Here is a 14,538-nt window from a genome sequence, read left to right as displayed (position 1 = left end):
GTCGGTTTCGGGACGCGGGGGCGCATTATGGAGTGCGCGGTGGGTCCATCGGCCGCGCCCGCGCCCGGGTTCCCCCGGGCCGGGGGGCGCGGGGCCCCGGGGGGGGGGGGCACCCGGCCCCCCGGCCCCCCCCGCGCCACTCAACACTTCAACCCGCAGGCCCCTCACCAGTACACGACGACCTTGTCGCCGGTCCTCACCTGCGCGAACAGCCGCGCGACCGTCCGCTCGTCCTTGACGTTCACACAGCCGTGCGAGGCCCCCGCGTACCCCCGCGCCGCGAAGTCCGACGAGTAGTGCACAGCCTGGCCACCGCTGAAGAACATCGCGTACGGCATGGGGGAGTCGTAGAGCGTCGAGACGTGGTGCCGGGACTTGAAGTCGACGTGGAAGACACCCTCACGGGTCGGCGTGTACTGGGACCCGAACCGCACGTCCGTCGTCAGGACGCGCCTGCCGTCCACCATCCACGCCAGCGTGCGACTGGTCTTGCTGATGCAGATCACCCTTCCCGTCATACAGCGCGGGTCCGGCTTCGCCGGAGGCTGCCCGCCGAACTGGTACAGCTCCCACTTGCCCGGCTCGTGCGTCATGTTCAGCAGGCGCTGCCAGGTCACGGCGTCCGTCTCACCGGTGCGCGGCAGGCCGCGCTTGCCCTGGAACCCCTTGACCGCGTCGGCGGTCACGTCGTCGTACGTGCCCGTGGGCCCGTTGTAGAGCCAGGCCACCTGGCGCAGCCGCGCCTGCAGCTCCCGTACGTCCTTGGTCCTGTCGCCGGGGGCGAGGAGAACCTTGGGGGCGGGTGTCGCTGTCGCGGAAGGTGTCGCGGAGGGCTTGGCGTCGTCGTCGCCGGAGGGGGTGTGCGTCGCGGTGGGCGAGTCGGGTGTCCGCCCGCCCTCCACGGCCTGGGCCGTGCAGCCGCCCACCAGGACGACCGTCCCGATGACGCCGATCATCGAACGTAGGACAGCTGTCCGCATGACATCCCCCGTCTGCCGGGCCGTGCTCTCTCGTCACGCCGGATACTGCCCACGCCGAAACGTGGGAAAGCCTGTGAGCAAGGTCCCAGCGCGGGACTCTCCACTGGCCGCACGCCCGCCGCTACAGTCCGTCGCGAGGGTCGTTCACTACTGGCAAGTAAGCATCGGCAAGTCATCGCTGGAGGCACAACCATGGCGCGCGAATCCGAGTCCGGACTGCCCATCGAGCCGGTCTACGGCCCGTCGGCCCTGGAGGGCTGGGACCCGGACCGGAAGCTGGGTGAACCGGGCGCGTACCCCTACACGCGCGGCGTGTACCCGACGATGTACACGGGCCGCCCGTGGACGATGCGGCAGTACGCCGGGTTCGGTACGGCCACCGAGTCCAACGCCCGCTACAAGCAGCTCATCGAGAACGGCACGATGGGCCTGTCCGTCGCCTTCGACCTGCCGACCCAGATGGGCCACGACTCCGACGCCCCGATCGCCTCCGGCGAGGTCGGCAAGGTGGGCGTCGCGATCGACTCCGTCGAGGACATGCGCGTCCTGCTCGGCGGCATCCCGCTGGAGAAGGTCTCCACGTCGATGACGATCAACGCCCCGGCCGCGCTGCTGCTGCTGATGTACCAACTCGTGGGCGAGGAGCAGGGGGTGGCGGCCGACAAGCTCACCGGCACCATCCAGAACGACGTGCTCAAGGAGTACATCGCCCGCGGCACCTACATCTTCCCGCCCAAGCCCTCGCTGCGGCTGATCGCGGACATCTTCAAGTACTGCAAGGCCGAGATCCCGAAGTGGAACACCATCTCGATCTCCGGCTACCACATGGCCGAGGCGGGTGCCTCTCCCGCGCAGGAGATCGCCTTCACGCTCGCCGACGGCATCGAGTACGTCCGTACGGCCGTCGCAGCCGGCATGGACGTCGACGACTTCGCCCCGCGTCTGTCGTTCTTCTTCGTCGCCCGTACGACGATCCTGGAGGAGGTCGCCAAGTTCCGTGCCGCGCGCAGGATCTGGGCGAAGGTGATGAAGGAGGAGTTCGGCGCCAAGAACCCCAAGTCGCTGATGCTCCGCTTCCACACGCAGACGGCGGGCGTGCAGCTCACCGCCCAGCAGCCCGAGGTGAACCTGGTCCGTGTCGCGGTCCAGGGCCTCGGCGCGGTCCTCGGTGGCACGCAGTCCCTCCACACCAACTCCTTCGACGAGGCGATCGCGCTCCCCACCGACAAGTCCGCGCGCCTGGCCCTGCGTACGCAGCAGGTCCTCGCGTACGAGACGGACGTGACGGCGACGGTGGACCCGTTCGCCGGCTCGTACGTCGTCGAGAGCATGACGGACGACGTGGAGGCCGCCGCCCTCGAACTCATGGAGAAAGTCGAGGAGTTGGGCGGCGCGGTCAACGCGATCGAGCGCGGCTTCCAGAAGTCCGAGATCGAGCGCAGCGCGTACCAGATCGCGCAGGAGACCGACTCCGGTGAGCGCGTCGTGGTCGGCGTCAACCGCTACCAGCTCGACGGGGAGGAGCCCTACGAGCCGCACCGCGTCGACCCGGCCATCGAGGCGCAGCAGGCGGAGCGGCTCGCGAAGCTGCGGGCCGAGCGGGATCAGGGGGCGGTCGACGCGGCGCTCTCCGCGCTGAAGAAGGCGGCCGAGGGCGAGGACAACGTCCTCTATCCGATGAAGGACGCGTTGCGCGCCCGCGCGACGGTGGGCGAGATCTGTGACGCGCTCCGCGGGATCTGGGGCGCGTACGTCCCGTCGGACGTGTTCTGACCGGTCACCCGGCTGACTGCTCCCCGCCCCGCCCCTTCCCGAAAGTCCTGCCGGACGGGCCTGCTCAATCGCCGCAGGGGCTCCATTGGAGCCCCGCCGGCGATTGAGGCGCGGGGTCCGGGGCGGAGCCCCGTGGCCGGGGGAGCGGGCGGGCGTGCGAGACTCCCGGCATGCTGGGTGTCATCGATCTTCCGACCTATCTCGCGGGCCTCGCCCTGATCATTCTTCTGCCGGGGCCGAACTCGCTGTACGTGCTCTCCGTGGGCGCCCGCCGCGGCATCCGCACCGGCTACAAGGCAGCCGCGGGCGTGTGGTGCGGCGACACCGTCCTGATGACCCTCTCCGCCGCGGGTGTCGCCTCCCTGCTCCAGGCCAATTCCGTGATCTTCGGGATCGTGAAGTACGCCGGCGCCGGCTACCTGACCTGGCTCGCCATCGGCATGATGCGCGCCGCGTGGAGCATGTGGCGCACCCGCAAGGAACGGCTCGCGGCCGAGAGCGGTGCCGCGGAGGAGGAGCCCGCGCAGGAGCGGCCCTTCCGTCGTGCCTTCGTGATCAGCCTGCTCAACCCCAAGGCGATTCTGTTTTTCATCGCTTTCTTTGTTCAGTTCGTCGACCCGTCCTACGCGTACCCCGCCCTCTCCTTCGTGGTGCTCGGCGCCTTCGCGCAGGCGGCCAGCGTGCTCTACCTGTCGGCGCTGATCTTCAGCGGCATGAAGCTGTCCGCCGCCTTCCGCCGCCGCAGGCGCCTCTCGGCGGGCGCAACCTCGGCGGCCGGTGTGCTCTTCCTCGGCTTCGCGGTGAAGCTGTCGCTGGCCAGCGTGTAGGACTCCCGGCACCGCCCGTCACGCCACCCCCGTCTCCGCCAGATACGTCTCCACCCCCTCCGCCGTCTCCCCGGCCCACGCCACATAGCCGTCCGGGCGGATCAGGAACACACCCGGGCCGTAGGCCTCGTAGGCCGGGATGCGGGCCGTGCGTATGGACGCCTCGTGCACGCGCGGGAGTTCGCAGTCCACGCCCACCGCGAGCAGCGTCCAGTGCGGCCCCCGGAACGCGTCGAACAGCCGCACCCCGCCCCGCCGGCCGTCCGGCGCCCGGTCGCCCGCCCGCAGCGCATCGTCCGGGAGGCCCGGCCGGGTCTCCCGGGTCAGCGCCGACTCCCGGTACCCGATGCCCAGTTGCTGCACCTCACTGCCCCGCCGCGTGGGCGTGCCCCCGGCGCTCGCGTGGTGGATGCGGGTACTGATGCCGAGGATGCCCTCCGCCACCGGCATCCGCTCCTCCTCGTACGTGTCCAGGAGCCGCGCGGGTGCGCCGGACAGCACCGCCGCCAGCTTCCAGCCCAGGTTGTACGCGTCCTGCACGCTTGTGTTCAGGCCCTGACCGCCGGCCGGGGAGTGGATGTGCGCCGCGTCGCCCGCGAGGAAGACCCGGCCCACCCGGAAACGGTCCGCCATCGCCGCACGCGCCTTGAAGTCCGAGGCCCACAGCACCTCGGCGATGTGCTCTTCGAAGAGCGCGGTGCGGGTGGCCAGCAGCTTGGTCACCGCCTCCGGTGACGTGTCCACCACCGCCGACTCGTCCGCGAACTGCGCCGCCAACTGGAACACGCGGCCCTGCCGCGACGGGTCGGGCGGCAGCGGGCAGAAGGCCACGCCGCCCTCCGCCGCCTTCGGCCACACATGCCAGTGCGTGTCAGGCAGCGGGGCGTCGTCCGTGATCCGCACGTCCGCCACCAGCATCGGCTTCGGGTCCACGGTCTCCCCGGTCATGCCGATCCCGAGCGCCCGCCGGACCGTGGAGCGGCCGCCGTCCGCAGCCACCGCGTACCGCGCCCGCACCGCCGAGCCGTCCTCGAACGACGCCGTCACACCCTCCGCGTCCTGCGCGAGACCGCTCAGTCCCGCGCCGAAGCGGACCTCGCCGCCCAGCTCCCGCAGCCGCGCGTACAGCACTTCCTGCGTACGGGACTGCGGTATCAACCAGCCCTCCGCGTAAGGGACCTGCTCGCTCGGCTCGGAGCGCTCCATCATGTCCCACTCCTGGCCGGGCTCCGCGCCCTCCCAGACCCGCATGCTCGGGTACCGCGTGCCCGCCGCGTGGATCGCGGCCAGGACCCCGAGGTCGTACAGCACCTCCTGGGTGCGCGGCTGCAGGCCCTTGCCGCGCGAGCCGGGGAACAGGCCGTCCGCCCGCTCGACCAGCATCGCCCGCGTCCCGCGCCGCGCCAGGTCGACCGCGAGCGCCAGGCCCGTCGGGCCCGCGCCCACGATCAGTACATCCGTCGGCACACCATCCATCGCCGCATCCATCACCGTCTCCTTAACGCCGTTAAGCTCGATGTCTCCGAGCATGGACTTAACGGCGTTAAACTGTCAAGCGTGTCCGAGAAGAAGAAGCAGAATGAGAAGCCCAGGCTCGACCGCAGTCACGTCGCCGACACCGCCCTCGACCTGCTGAACGACGTGGGTCTCGAAGGGCTGACGCTGCGCGCCATCGCCAAGCAGCTGAACGTGCAGGCGCCCGCCCTGTACTGGCACTTCAAGAACAAGCAGGCGCTGCTCGACGAGATGGCGACCGTGATGTTCCGGCGCATGACCCGGGCGGGAGAAGCGGGCGGGGAGGCCTCGTACGAGCCCGCGGGCTCCTGGCAGGAGTGGCTGATCCAGGGCAACCGGCAGCTGCGCGCCACGCTCCTGGACTACCGCGACGGCGCGAAGGTCTTCAGCGGCTCACGGTTCACGGGCACCGACCACGGCCCGGAGCTGGAGGCGAACCTGCGCCTGCTCATCGACGCCGGTTTCACCGCCGACCAGGCCGCCTGGGCGAGCACCACCGCGTACATGTACACGCTCGGCTTCGTCACGGAGGAGCAGGGCATGCGCCCGGCGTCCGCCGAGGAGTCGGCACCCGTCGACGTCGCCGAGCGCGCGGAGAAGCTCGCCGACTACCCGCTCGCCGCCGCCGCGGGCGGTCAGCTCTTCGCGGCGTACGACGAGCGGTTCGAGGAGGGGCTGCGGCTGATCGTCGCGGGGATCGAGGCGCGCTACGCGGTGGGCTGAGCGGCCGTCGGCCGGCGGTTGAGCGACCTGCGCAGCAGCGGCGTCGCCCATTTCTCGACGTAACGGTTCAGCAGCCAGGCGAGGGTCAGCATGACGGCGACCGTCGCCCCGAACGTGGCCCACGACGGCAGTCCGACGCGCCGGTGCAGCGCCGCGATGGCCACCCAGCCCAGGTGCTCGTGGACCAGGTAGAAGGGGTAGGTGAGGGCGCCGGCGACCGTCAGCCAGCGCCAGTTCGCCCAGCTCGTCCAGCCGAGCGCGATCGCCGCCACCGCCGCGAAGCCGAGCGTGACCACGACGGTGATCCCGAACGAGGAGCGGTAGGAGAAGAAGTCCGGGTTCGGCGCGTGCCACGTCCGGTCGACCGCGAAGTGCTGGCCGATCAGCCAGCTCACCGCGACGATGCCCCACGCCGTGACGTCGTGCCGGTTGCGGTGGACCAGGTACAGGCCGATGCCGCCGATGAAGAACGGCGCGTACTCCGGCATCAGGACGAGCGTCGCGAGCGGCTCGCCCGAGCCCTCCGCGAGTACCGCCGCCAGCGTCCACACCGCGCAGAACAGCACCACGCGGTGCCGGGTCGCGCCCGGAAGCACGACGCAGAGCGCGAACAGGGCGTAGAAGCGCAGCTCCGCCCAGAGGGTCCAGCACACGCCCAACACCCGGTCGACACCCAGGGGTTGCTGGAGCATGGTCAGGTTCACGAGCGCGTCGCTGGGCGACACCGCCTTGTAGACGACGACCGGCAGCGCGAAGACGGCCGTCACCAGGACGATCGCCACCCAGTAGGAAGGCAGCAGGCGGGACGCGCGCGAGGCGAAGAAGGAGCGCAGGGGTCTGCCCCAGCCGCTCATGCAGATCACGAAGCCGCTGATCACGAAGAAGATCTGCACGCCCAGACAGCCGTACGCGAACCAGCCGTGCAGGGTGGGGAACTGGTCCTGCGGCGACGACCCCCAGGCCTGGGAGATCTCGCCGTCCCTGCCTCCGTAGTGGTACGCCGCCACCATCAGCGCCGCGAGCAGCCGCAGCCCGTCCAGGGCGTACAGGCGGGACGAGGGGCGCGTGGGCACGGCCTTCGCCTGCGGCTCCGTCTGGGGTGCGGGGAGTGAGGGCAGCGTCGTGCCGGGAGCCGTCATCCGAGGGCCGCCCGCTTGAGGGCCGACCGCTTGAGGGAGCGGGCCCGCTTCGCGACCCTGCGCACCGTCGCGTTGCGCGGGATGAAGGCGAACTGGGACGGGATCGCGCCGGGCAGGGCGAGCGAGGTGAGGCGGCGCCGCTTGAAGTAGCGCCAGGTGCGGGCATCGAGGCGGGCCGCGAGATAGCGCTCCGCGGGGCGGCGCAGCTCCGGGTAGATCTTGGCCTGCATGGCGTAGCCGACCGCGCGCAGCAGCTCGTCCAACTCGCCTACCGGCAACGGCTGTTCCTGCGCCTCCACCGCCGTGCGGTCGGCCAGGTCGGGCAGCAGCGCGTCGACGATGGTGACCGGCACCCGGTTGCTGTTCTGGTACGGCGTGAGCCGGTCCAGGAGCGTCGACGTGCCGATGCGCGCCACCGGGATGCCGTACAGGGCGCTTGCCGTGAGCAGCGCCGTGGAGAAGCAGCCGACGACGAGGACCGGGCGCATCCGCTGGTACAGGACCTCGGCGAGGACGGGCGTCTCCAGGACGGTCAGCTCGACGCCGAGGCGCTGCGCCTCCTTCTCCAGGACGCGCGACCAGCGGGCCGGGGCGGTGGGGTGCGGCTTGAACACCACGTGCTTGTGGCCCAGTTGGGCCGCGCCGCGCATCATCCTTACGTGCAGGTCCTCCTCCTCGTCGGCCGTGAGGATGCCGAGGGCGGAGAGGTACTGGCCGAGGAGGAGCGCGGGCCCGTACGGATTTCCCGCACCATGTTCTCCCCCCGTCCCTGGTCGGCCTGCTTGTCCGGCTGGGGGTCCGGGGGTCATCCCCCGGGAGAATGCAGTGCCGGGCAGGCGCGGCAGGTCGCCCGCCGCGTCGCACAGGTCGGCGAGCACCTTGAGGAAGACCTCGGTGGGGACGACCTCGGGCCCGACGCCGAACTCCGTGAGCAGCAGCGGCTTCAGGCCCGGCACCAGGTCCAGGTGGAGCAGGCGGCGCACCCGCGTGCCGATCAGCGGGTCGATCTTGTTGCGGGTCGGCCCGTAGCTCATCAGGCCGTCCGCGTACACGTCGACCGGGGCGCCCGCGAAGATCTGCGCGACGGCCATCGCCGGGTTGACCTGGATGGACTCCACGGCCAGCTCGATGCTGTCGTCGCCGAGGTCCCACGTGAGCCGCAAGTAGCGTTCCCACAGCGGGATGTCGTCGGTACGCGGCGACCAACTGCCGGGGTGGAAGGGGGAGATGGCCTCGTTCCACGACAGGATGCCGTCGAAGCGGTCCCGCAGCTGCTCGAAGCCGGGCATCTCGTCGACTGCGGGGGTGGTCTCGGGCGTCGCCGCGTTGTTGGCGATCAGCAGCAGCGTGCGGTCCGCCGGGGTGAACCTGCCCGCGTCCATGGCGGCCGCGAGCGTCGCGGCGCCGTACAGGGTCGAGGCCAGCAGAATCCGGGTCGTGCCACGCTTCGTCGTGTGCGTCGTCATGCCGTGACCTCCGCGCTGACCGGGCGGCGGCGCAGCCGGCGCAGGCGCGTGGCCCGCTGGGTGTCCATCGAGTCGAGCGCGTCGTCGAGCACCCCCTGCGGCATGCGCTTGAGCGCGGCCGCGCTGAGCGACTTCAATGTGCGGGCCACGGGTGGTTCGAACCTTTCGATGGATCCCAAGTGGTGGGAAATGATGGCGCAGTACGTACGCACGGCCTTCGGGAGAAGCAGCTCCGCGTCCCGGTCCTGGGCTGTTTCCCGGACGACCTGATCGAATGCCCGGATGAAATCGAGCTGACGTACGTCACCGATCTGAGTGAGCGAGGACGAGACGCCGCGGCGATAGAAAACGCCCAAAGCGCTCACCGCGGCAAAGGATTTCGCCTCGCGGTGCAGCCGCCAGATCCACGGCCTGTCCTCCGCCGTGCGAAGCCCGTCGGTGAAGTGCAGCAGACCCTCGTCGGCGAGCCGCCGGTGGTACATGCCGGCCCACGCGTACGCGTAGTCGACGGCGGTCGAGCGGTCGGCGGGCAGGATCGCCGCGCGCGGGTCCATGACGACATCGCGCAGACCGTGCGGAAAGCGGTGCACCGAGCGGGCCCGCGCCGTGCACTGCACGTGATCCGTGCGCACGAAGTCGCAGCCCAGGCCCTCTATGGCGGCAAGCAGCCGCGCGTAGTACCCGGGCGCGAGCCAGTCGTCGCCGTCCAGGAAGGCGAGGTATTCGCCGCGGGCTCTGTCGAGTCCGGTGTTGCGGGCGGTCGCGAGTCCTCCGTTCTTTTCGTGTCGCACGACGACCGCGCCGGGCAGCTCGCGCTCGGCGCGCGCGAGAATGTCCGGTGTCTCGTCCTTCGAGCAGTCGTCGACGAGAATGAATTCGAAGTCGTCGCGTGCGTTCGCTCGCAGACTTCTGAGGGTGTCGGGCGCGTATTGCTGCACGTTGTAGAACGGCACGATGACGGAGAGCTTGACCACGACGGTGACGTTAGGGCGCGGCCCGGCATTCGTCTTGACCGGTGGCTGGATGTCAGGTGAACGAAGCGTGGCGGTACCGTTAACCGGCCCTGGCGCGAGCCGTTTCCGGGGCCGATTCGCCATTCGTCGGTGTGCTGTTAACCCTTTGTTGCATTCTGGTTGGGCCGCGGCTCGGAATTGCTTCCTAACTTCTTCGGTGTGCCAGTAAGGAACGGAAAGCAGCTCAGGGTCGCCGTGCTCGCGGACTCCGACACCCGGTGGAAATGGGGGTCGCTCACCGCCTCCCGCATCGCCCCCGACGGCGTCGCACTCGACGGTTACCTGCTGCGCGGCCGGGCCACCCCGACCCCGCGCCAGCTCCGCGAGATCGGCGTCCGCGCCGACAGCCTGCGCGAGGTCACGGCCGTCGAATTCCTCCGCGAGGTGAAGCCCGAAGCGTACGACGTGGTGGTGCTCGCCGTCGTCGGCGGGGGAGTCCAGGCCGTCCTGCACGGCCTCGCCCACGCCTGGCGTGGAGCCGTGCGACGCCCCGTCGTCGTCACCGGCTACGTCGGCGTCGTCTACGAGAAGCTCGCCGACGGACTCCTCCTGCGGCACGGCGCCGACGTGGTGCTCGCCAACTCCGCCTACGACGCGGACCGGTTCCGCGCCGTGTACGAGGGGGTGGGCGCGGACGCCTCGGCGGTGACCGAGTGCGCGCTGCCGTTCCTCGGCGGCGAGCCGTACACCGGTGAACGCGAGCCGTACACGGTGACCTTCGCCGCCCAGCCGTCCGTACCGGACACCGCGGCCGACCGGGACTACCTCCTGGGCCGCCTCGTCCGGCACGCCGAGTCGCACCCCGACCGCGAGGTGCTGCTCAAGCTGCGCAGCAAGCCCGGCGAGCACACCACGCACATCGAGGAGATCCCCTACCAGAAGCTCGCGCAGCGCCGCGACATGCCGGCCAACCTCCGGCTCGTGTACGGGAACATGGGCGAGATCCTCGACCGTACGGACCTGCTCGTCACGGTCAGCTCCACCGCCGCGCTCGAATCCCTCCACCGGCGCATCCCGACCGCGCTGCTCACCGATCTGGGTGTACGGGAAGCGCTCGGCAACCACCACTTCACCGGTTCCAACTGCCTCGCTTCCTGGGACCAGTTGGACGCGGGCCTGCGGCCCGAACCGGACCCCGGCTGGCTCGCCCGGCAGGGCGTCGCCGCCGACGGCACGTACGAGCGCGCCTTCGACGGAGCGCGGGCCACGGTCGCCGACCTGCTCGCCAAGGACCGGTCCCCGCTGTCGCCGTACTACAGCCGCACCACCGCGCCCGGCTACCTGCCGCGCATCCTCGCCCGCCACCACCTCGCACCCGACGGCAGCCCGCTGCCCGGCGCGCCCGCGGCCGACCGGTCGCCGGGCCCCGTGCGGCAGGTCGTGCGCCGGGCCGCCCGCGGCGCCTACCGGCACGGAGTGCAGCGCGTCGCCCCCGTGATCCGGCGGATGGGGGAGCTGTGAGCCCGCACCTGAGGCCTCTGAGGAACGACCAACTCCCTGAAGGAGAAGCGCACATGACCGACCTCGAGACGGTGCAGGGCGTCCCGGAGGCGGACCTCGCCGCCCCCGTCCGCCGCGTCCTCGCCGTGATCCCCGCCCGTGGCGGCTCCAAGGGCGTACCGGCGAAGAACCTGGCCCCGGTCGGCGGCGTGCCCCTGGTGGCCCGCGCCGTGCGCGAGTGCCTCGCCACCCGGCAGGTCACCGACGTCGTGGTCTCCACCGACGACGCCGCCATCGCCGCCGCCGCGCGGGACGCGGGCGCCGAGGTCGTCACCCGGCCCGTCGCCATCGCCGGCGACAAGTCCAGCTCCGAGGCCGCCGTGCTGCACGCCATGGACGCACACGAGGCGCTGCACGGCGCGGCCGTCGACGTGGTGCTGCTCGTCCAGTGCACCAGCCCCTTCCTCGTACGGGAGGACATCGACGCGGTGGTCGGCGCGATCCTCGGCAAGGGGGCCGACAGCGCGCTCACGGTCGCCCCCTTCCACGGGTTCGTATGGCGCCACGAAGATGACGAGCCGCGGCCCGCGACCGTGCACGGCGCGGCCGCCGAGGCGGGCGGCGTCGCCGTCCTCGCCGACCGGAAGACCGGGACCGCGACCGGCGGCGGCTACGGCGTCAACCACGACAAGTCCCAACGCCAGATGCGCCAGGACCGGCCCCAGGACCTCCTGGAGACCGGCGCCGTCTACGGCATGGAGACCAGCGGATTCCGCCGCCACGAGCACCGCTTCTTCGGCCGCACGGAACTCGTCCGTACCGACCCCGCGCGGGTCCTGGAGATCGACGACCCGCACGACCTGGCCCGCGCCCGCGCGCTGGCCCCCCTCTTCGACCAGCAGTCGACGCTTCCCGCCAAGGAAGACATCGACGCGGTCGTCCTCGACTTCGACGGCACCCAGACCGACGACAAGGTGCTGATCGACTCCGACGGACGGGAGTTCGTCACCGTGCACCGCGGTGACGGCCTCGGCATCGCGGCCCTCCGCAAGAGCGGCCTCGAACTGCTGATCCTGTCCACGGAGGTGAACCCGGTCGTCGCCGCACGGGCCCGGAAGCTCAAGATCCCGGTCCTGCACGGCATCGACCGCAAGGACCTCGCACTCAAGCAGTGGTGCGAGGAGCAGGGCATCGCGCCCGAGCGCGTGCTCTACGTCGGCAACGACGTCAACGACCTCCCGTGCTTCGCCCTCGCGGGCTGGCCCGTGGCGGTCGCGAGCGCCCATGACGTCGTGCGCGGCGCCGCACGCGCCGTCACCACCGTCCCCGGAGGCGAAGGCGCGATCCGAGAGATCGCCAGCTGGATCCTCGGCCCTTCTCTCGACTCCCTCGAAAAGTAAGGAACGCAATCATCATGTCCAACGCGCCTGTTTCCCACGCCGCTGACTCCCGTGTCCGCAAGTTCGGTTCGCGCGAGGCCGGCCCGGGCCGCCCCGTCTACATCACCGGCGAGATCGGCATCAACCACAACGGTGACCTGGAGAACGCGTTCCGGCTGATCGACGCCGCCGCCGAGGCCGGCTGCGACGCCGTCAAGTTCCAGAAGCGCACCCCGGAGATCTGCACGCCGCGCGACCAGTGGGACATCGAGCGGGACACCCCCTGGGGCCGCATGACGTACATCGACTACCGGCACCGCGTCGAGTTCGGCGAGGACGAGTACCGGGCCATCGACGAGTACTGCAAGAAGCGCGGCATCGACTGGTTCGCCTCCCCGTGGGACACCGAGGCCGTCGCCTTCCTGGAGAAGTTCGACGTCCCCGCCCACAAGGTGGCCTCCGCGTCCCTCACGGACGACGAGCTGCTCCGCGCGCTGCGCGCCACCGGCCGCACCGTCATCCTCTCCACCGGCATGTCGACGCCGAAGCAGATCCGCCACGCGGTGGAGGTCCTCGGCAGCGACAACATCCTGATGTGCCACGCCACGTCGACGTACCCGGCCAAGGCCGAGGAGCTCAACCTGCGCGTCATCAACAGCCTCCAGGCCGAGTTCCCGAACGTCCCGATCGGCTACTCCGGCCACGAGCCCGGCCTGCAGACCACGCTCGCGGCCGTCGCCCTCGGCGCCACCTTCGTCGAGCGCCACATCACCCTCGACCGCACGATGTGGGGCTCCGACCAGGCCGCCTCCGTCGAGCCGCAGGGCCTGGAGCGCCTGGTGCGCGACATCCGCGTCATCGAGACCGCGCTCGGCGACGGCGTCAAGAAGGTCTACGAGTCCGAGCTCGGCCCGATGAAGAAGCTGCGCCGCGTCCCGGGCGTCGTCGCCGACGCGGAGATCGCCGTCGCCGCCGGTGAGCCGGTGGGCGTCTGACGAACTTCGGAACGAATCGTGGGCGGCCGGGCGCGGTACAGACCGCGCCCGGCCGCCCCGGCGCCCTCGGGAGGGCCCGCATGTCCGGCAGTACGTTGTGCTTCGTCGAGAGCCCGGTACAGCTCCTCAACGTCCTGGAGTGGGCACACCACCAGGAGGTCACCGCGACCGTCGTGGTGCTCTCGCCCACCGACCCGATGACCCGCGGCCAGCTGCGCCGCATGGCCCAGCTCGCCCGCACCGAAGGACACACGGTGCGCTGGGAGGAGGCCCGCGGCGGCGCCGCCGCGCCCTTCCAGACGATCGGCGGGCTCGCCCCCTCGCTGCGCCGGGCCGACCGGATCGTCCTCGGCGACCCGTTCTCCCGCTACGTACAGCTGCTGCTCACGATCACCCGCGCCCGCGAACTCGTCGTCGTCGACGACGGCACCGCCACCATGGAGTTCGTCGCCCAACTGGTGCGCGGCGAACGGCTCGTGCGCTGGCACCGGCGCGGCGGCAGGACGGGCCCGCGCGACCTCGTCTTCGGCCCCGTCGCGGCCGCCGCACGCCGCAGACTCACCGCGCACGCGCGGCGCGACTCCGTGTCCGTGTTCACGTCGATGCCGGTGGCCGAGGCCCCCGAGGGCGTCACCGTGTCCTCCAACGACTACGCCTGGACCCGCGCCCGCTTCGGCCCGCCGCGCATCACGCGCGGCGCCGACATGGTCGGAACCTCCCTGGTGGAGACGGGAGTCGTCGACCTGGAGCGGTACCTCGGCGCGGTTCGCGAACTGGCCCGTGCGCACGGTGCCACCCGCTACTTCGCGCATCGCCGCGAGAGCGCCGACAAGCTCCACCGGCTTGCCGTCGAGACCGGCCTGGAGATCGTCCGCCCCGATCTCCCCCTGGAACTGATCGCCAGGCGCGGCCCCATAGGCCGGACGATCCTCAGCTTTCCGTCGACCGTGGTGCACACGCTGCCGATCGCTCTCGCGGGGACGGGTGTGAAGGTCGCGGTCTGTGAGATCGATCCGGCGTGGCTTCGCCAGGGTGTCTCCGACCATGCGCAGGGGTTCTTGGCGGGGATCTCGGGGTCGGCGCGGGGCGCGGTGCGGGCGCTTTAGTCCGCGCCCCTGCGGCGGGTGAGCCTTTCAAGCCCCTGCGGCGATTGAGCAGCGGGGTCCGGGGCGGAGCCCCGGGGTTCGGCCCGGGAGCCGCGGGGGGGCGCGCCCCCCGGGGGGGGGGGGGGGGGGCGCCCCCCCCCCCCGCCGGCGGGCCCCCCCCCCCCCCCCCGGCGCGCGCGGGG

Annotated in this window: 12 protein-coding genes; 7 read left to right on the top strand and 5 right to left on the bottom strand. The window is 71.3% G+C overall.

The features are described 5' to 3' along the window. Window positions 1-164 precede the first annotated feature (164 nt). Window positions 165-980, bottom strand: coding sequence for a L,D-transpeptidase family protein (locus ACIRHA_RS29605; protein ID WP_403852198.1), 816 nt, complete (start codon window positions 978-980; stop codon window positions 165-167). Window positions 981-1,172: 192 nt separating this feature from the next. Between ACIRHA_RS29605 and ACIRHA_RS29600 the strand changes: the two genes are divergently transcribed. After that, on the top strand, window positions 1,173-2,753 hold the full coding sequence (locus ACIRHA_RS29600) for a methylmalonyl-CoA mutase (protein WP_403852195.1): 1,581 nt from the start codon (window positions 1,173-1,175) through the stop codon (window positions 2,751-2,753). Between the two features lie 170 nt (window positions 2,754-2,923). Next, window positions 2,924-3,580: a leucine efflux protein LeuE gene (gene leuE / locus ACIRHA_RS29595; protein WP_403852192.1), complete on the top strand. Its 657-nt coding sequence runs from the start codon at window positions 2,924-2,926 to the stop codon at window positions 3,578-3,580. Window positions 3,581-3,598: 18 nt separating this feature from the next. Here the strand turns inward: leuE and ACIRHA_RS29590 are convergent, their stop codons facing one another. Beyond that, a complete protein-coding gene (locus ACIRHA_RS29590) occupies window positions 3,599-5,068 on the bottom strand; it encodes an FAD-dependent monooxygenase (RefSeq protein ID WP_403852190.1) in 1,470 nt (489 codons plus the stop codon). A gap of 69 nt (window positions 5,069-5,137) precedes the next feature. On the opposite strand from ACIRHA_RS29590, the gene ACIRHA_RS29585 reads away from it, so the two are divergent. After that, window positions 5,138-5,818 carry a TetR/AcrR family transcriptional regulator C-terminal domain-containing protein gene (locus ACIRHA_RS29585; RefSeq protein ID WP_403852188.1) on the top strand — a complete coding sequence of 227 codons (681 nt, stop codon included), beginning with the start codon at window positions 5,138-5,140 and terminating at the stop codon, window positions 5,816-5,818. Here the strand turns inward: ACIRHA_RS29585 and ACIRHA_RS29580 are convergent. From ACIRHA_RS29580 to ACIRHA_RS29570, 3 genes are read right to left on the bottom strand one after another with little or no spacing between them, the layout of a single operon-like run. After that, window positions 5,803-6,957 (bottom strand): acyltransferase family protein, encoded by a 1,155-nt coding sequence (locus ACIRHA_RS29580; protein WP_403852185.1) that lies wholly within the window; start codon window positions 6,955-6,957, stop codon window positions 5,803-5,805. The two genes, ACIRHA_RS29585 and ACIRHA_RS29580, sit on opposite strands and share 16 nt — an antisense overlap. Further along, a complete protein-coding gene (locus ACIRHA_RS29575; protein ID WP_403852183.1) occupies window positions 6,954-8,423 on the bottom strand; it encodes a polysialyltransferase family glycosyltransferase in 1,470 nt (489 codons plus the stop codon). Before ACIRHA_RS29575 ends, ACIRHA_RS29580 begins: the two co-directional genes overlap by 4 nt. Next, window positions 8,420-9,397, bottom strand: a complete 978-nt coding sequence (locus ACIRHA_RS29570; RefSeq protein WP_403852181.1) for a glycosyltransferase family 2 protein — start codon at window positions 9,395-9,397, stop codon at window positions 8,420-8,422. Before ACIRHA_RS29570 ends, ACIRHA_RS29575 begins: the two co-directional genes overlap by 4 nt. Window positions 9,398-9,595: 198 nt before the next feature. Here ACIRHA_RS29570 and ACIRHA_RS29565 point away from each other — a divergent pair, with 198 nt between their 5' ends. The 4 genes from ACIRHA_RS29565 to ACIRHA_RS29550 all read left to right on the top strand — a co-directional run bounded on the left by ACIRHA_RS29565 (window position 9,596) and on the right by ACIRHA_RS29550 (window position 14,356). Continuing rightward, window positions 9,596-10,897: a DUF6716 putative glycosyltransferase gene (locus ACIRHA_RS29565; protein ID WP_403852178.1), complete on the top strand. Its 1,302-nt coding sequence runs from the start codon at window positions 9,596-9,598 to the stop codon at window positions 10,895-10,897. 53 nt (window positions 10,898-10,950) lie between these two features. Continuing rightward, entirely contained in the window at window positions 10,951-12,276 is a 1,326-nt protein-coding gene (locus tag ACIRHA_RS29560) for a cytidylyltransferase domain-containing protein (RefSeq protein WP_403852175.1), read from the top strand. A gap of 14 nt (window positions 12,277-12,290) precedes the next feature. Further along, window positions 12,291-13,250, top strand: a complete 960-nt coding sequence (locus ACIRHA_RS29555; protein ID WP_403852173.1) for an N-acetylneuraminate synthase family protein — start codon at window positions 12,291-12,293, stop codon at window positions 13,248-13,250. An 80-nt stretch (window positions 13,251-13,330) separates the two neighbouring features. Beyond that, window positions 13,331-14,356, top strand: coding sequence for a hypothetical protein (locus tag ACIRHA_RS29550; RefSeq protein ID WP_403852171.1), 1,026 nt, complete (start codon window positions 13,331-13,333; stop codon window positions 14,354-14,356). Window positions 14,357-14,538 lie beyond the last annotated feature (182 nt).

It is taken from the genome of Streptomyces sp. NPDC102360 (assembly GCF_044766085.1).
Taxonomy (GTDB): Bacteria; Actinomycetota; Actinomycetes; order Streptomycetales; family Streptomycetaceae; genus Streptomyces.
This window is presented reverse-complemented; position numbering and strand designations above follow the sequence as displayed.

Excerpts from the sequence above, each read along its gene's own strand:
- ACIRHA_RS29590 (WP_403852190.1), bottom strand. The coding sequence starts at position 5,068 with ATGGATGCGGCGATGGATGGTGTGCCGACGGATGTACTGATCGTGGGC.
- ACIRHA_RS29550 (WP_403852171.1), top strand. The coding sequence starts at position 13,331 with ATGTCCGGCAGTACGTTGTGCTTCGTCGAGAGCCCGGTACAGCTCCTC.
- ACIRHA_RS29560 (WP_403852175.1), top strand. The coding sequence starts at position 10,951 with ATGACCGACCTCGAGACGGTGCAGGGCGTCCCGGAGGCGGACCTCGCC.
- ACIRHA_RS29600 (WP_403852195.1), top strand. The coding sequence starts at position 1,173 with ATGGCGCGCGAATCCGAGTCCGGACTGCCCATCGAGCCGGTCTACGGC.
- ACIRHA_RS29555 (WP_403852173.1), top strand. The coding sequence starts at position 12,291 with ATGTCCAACGCGCCTGTTTCCCACGCCGCTGACTCCCGTGTCCGCAAG.
- ACIRHA_RS29575 (WP_403852183.1), bottom strand. The coding sequence starts at position 8,423 with ATGACGACGCACACGACGAAGCGTGGCACGACCCGGATTCTGCTGGCC.
- leuE (WP_403852192.1), top strand. The coding sequence starts at position 2,924 with ATGCTGGGTGTCATCGATCTTCCGACCTATCTCGCGGGCCTCGCCCTG.
- ACIRHA_RS29605 (WP_403852198.1), bottom strand. The coding sequence starts at position 980 with ATGCGGACAGCTGTCCTACGTTCGATGATCGGCGTCATCGGGACGGTC.
- ACIRHA_RS29580 (WP_403852185.1), bottom strand. The coding sequence starts at position 6,957 with ATGACGGCTCCCGGCACGACGCTGCCCTCACTCCCCGCACCCCAGACG.